At 71.6% G+C, this 2,574-nt stretch carries 3 protein-coding genes; 1 reads left to right on the top strand and 2 read right to left on the bottom strand.

From position 1 onward, the window contains the following. Positions 1-712 (top strand): sigma factor-like helix-turn-helix DNA-binding protein (locus tag CCN56_RS04830; protein WP_373412822.1); only part of this gene is annotated, 712 nt, incomplete at its 5' end. A gap of 165 nt (positions 713-877) precedes the next feature. Here the strand turns inward: CCN56_RS04830 and sucD are convergent. Next, the gene (sucD, locus tag CCN56_RS04825) at positions 878-1,762 is read right to left on the bottom strand and encodes a succinate--CoA ligase subunit alpha (protein WP_086823933.1); all 885 of its coding nucleotides are present in this window, start codon (positions 1,760-1,762) and stop codon (positions 878-880) included. A 21-nt stretch (positions 1,763-1,783) separates the two neighbouring features. After that, on the bottom strand, positions 1,784-2,574 hold a 791-nt coding region (locus CCN56_RS04820), incomplete at its 5' end, for an ATP-grasp domain-containing protein (protein WP_179199691.1).

Genomic DNA, 2,574 nt, shown 5'->3' with positions numbered 1-2,574 from the left:
CGGGCTCTCCCGCGAGGCCGTCGAGCACGCCTTCCACCACGCCTGGCAGCGCTGGCCCGAGGTGGCCGTGGACGCGGACCCGGCGGGCTGGGTGCGGGCGGCGGCGTACGAGTACGCCCTCTCCCCCTGGCACCGGCTGCGCCGCGCCCACAAGCACCCCGACGCCCCGCCGGCCGAGGCGGACCGCCGGGCGCTGCTCGGCGCGCTCCTCGACCTGCCCCCGGCGTACCGCCGTACCGTCCTGCTCTACGACGGGCTCGGCCTGGACCTGCCGGAGACGGCGGCCGAGACGGAGGCGAGCACTCCCGCCGCCGCGAACCGGCTGCTGCACGCCCGTACGGTCATCGCGGAGCGGGTCCCGGAGCTCACCGCCCCCGAGGACCTGCACCGGCGTCTGAGCGCGCTGGTCGCGGAGGCGCCGGCGGCGGCCCTCCCGGCCCCGCGCGCGGTCCGGACGGGCAGCGAACGCCGGGCCCGCACCTGGACGCGGGCGGTGCTGGGGGTGACGGCGATCCTCATCGCGGTCACCGGTTTCACGGTGGTGACCGCGCCGACCCGCTACATCCCGGTGAACGCCCCCGGCGAGACCGTCAACGGGGTGCCGGTGCGCGGCGGCCCGCAGAAGCTCCGCCCGGAGGACGTGGAGCTCCGCAACAAGCTGCGCTCGGAGCCCAACCCGGGCCCGGAGCGGCTGGTCCCGGCGGTCGAGTGACGCGTGCGGACACGCGAGTGGGCCCCGCCCCCGCCCGGTCTCCCGGGAGGGGCGGGGCCCACTCGCGTACTGCCCGTCAGGCTGCTGTGCGCACCAGCCCGTTCAGGCTGTTCAGCCTGTCCGGCCTGTTCAGCCCGCTCGGCCTGTTCAGCCTGGTCGGCCTGTTCAGCCCGCGAGGATGGCGCGCGCCAGCTTGGCGGTCTCGGTCGGCGTCTTGCCGACCTTGACGCCGGCGGCCTCCAGGGCCTCCTTCTTCGCCTGGGCGGTGCCGGAGGAGCCGGAGACGATGGCGCCGGCGTGGCCCATGGTCTTGCCCTCGGGCGCGGTGAAGCCCGCGACGTAGCCGACGACCGGCTTGGTGACGTTGGCCTTGATGAAGTCGGCCGCGCGCTCCTCGGCGTCGCCGCCGATCTCGCCGATCATGACGATCAGGTCGGTGTCGGGGTCCGCCTCGAACGCCGCGAGGGCGTCGATGTGCGTGGTGCCGATGACCGGGTCGCCACCGATGCCGACGGCGGAGGAGAAGCCGAGGTCACGGAGCTCGTACATCATCTGGTACGTCAGCGTGCCGGACTTCGAGACCAGGCCGATGCGGCCCGGCTTCGTGATGTCGCCCGGGATGATGCCGGCGTTGGACTGGCCCGGGGTGATGAGACCGGGGCAGTTCGGGCCGATGAGGCGGGTCTTGTTGCCCTTCTCGACGGCGTACGCGTAGAACGCGGCCGAGTCGTGGACGGCGATGCCCTCGGTGATGACAACGGCGAGGGGGATCTCGGCGTCGATCGCCTCGACGACGGCGGCCTTCGCGAAGGCCGGCGGCACGAAGAGGACCGAGACGTTGGCGCCGGTCTCCTTCATGGCCTCGGCGACGGTCCCGAAGACCGGGACCTCGGTGCCGTCGAAGTCGACCTTGGTGCCGGCCTTGCGCGGGTTCACGCCGCCGACGATGTTGGTGCCGTCACCCAGCATGAGCTTGGTGTGCTTCATGCCCGTGGCACCGGTCATGCCCTGGACGATGACCTTGCTGTCCTTGTTGAGGAAGATAGCCATGGCTGTGGTTTCCCCTGTCCCTTACTTCGCAGCCGCGAGCTCGGCGGCCTTGTCGGCCGCGCCGTCCATGGTGTCCACGCGCTGCACGAGCGGGTGGTTGGCGTCCGACAGGATCTTGCGACCCAGCTCCGCGTTGTTGCCGTCGAGGCGCACGACCAGCGGCTTGGTGACCTCTTCGCCCTTGGACTTGAGGAGCTCCAGGGCCTGCACGATGCCGTTGGCGACCTCGTCGCAGGCGGTGATGCCACCGAAGACGTTGACGAACACGGACTTGACGTCCGGGTCGCCCAGGATGATCTCCAGGCCGTTCGCCATGACCTCGGCGGAGGCGCCGCCGCCGATGTCGAGGAAGTTGGCCGGCTTCACGCCGCCGTGGTTCTCACCGGCGTACGCGACGACGTCCAGGGTCGACATGACCAGGCCGGCGCCGTTGCCGATGATGCCGACCTCGCCGTCGAGCTTGACGTAGTTGAGGTTCTTGGCCTTGGCGGCAGCCTCGAGCGGGTTGGCTGCGGCCTTGTCCTCGAGCGCCTCGTGCTCGGGCTGACGGAAGTCGGCGTTCTCGTCGAGGGACACCTTGCCGTCGAGGGCGATGACGTCGCCGGAGGCGACCTTCGCCAGCGGGTTGACCTCGACGAGGAGCGCGTCCTCGGCGACGAAGGTCTTCCACAGGGTCACGAGGACGTCGGCGACCTTCTCGGCCACCTCGGCCGGGAACTGCGCCGCGGCGACGATCTCGCGGGCCTTCTCGATGTCGACGCCCTTGTTGGCGTCGACCGGCACCTTGGCGACCTTCTCGGGGGTCTCCTCGG

Source organism: Streptomyces sp. NRRL B-24572, from assembly GCF_002156145.1.
GTDB classification, from domain to species: Bacteria; Actinomycetota; Actinomycetes; order Streptomycetales; family Streptomycetaceae; genus Streptomyces; species Streptomyces vietnamensis.
The sequence above is the reverse complement of the archived record's forward strand: the minus strand, read 5'-3'. Positions and strand labels throughout refer to the sequence as shown.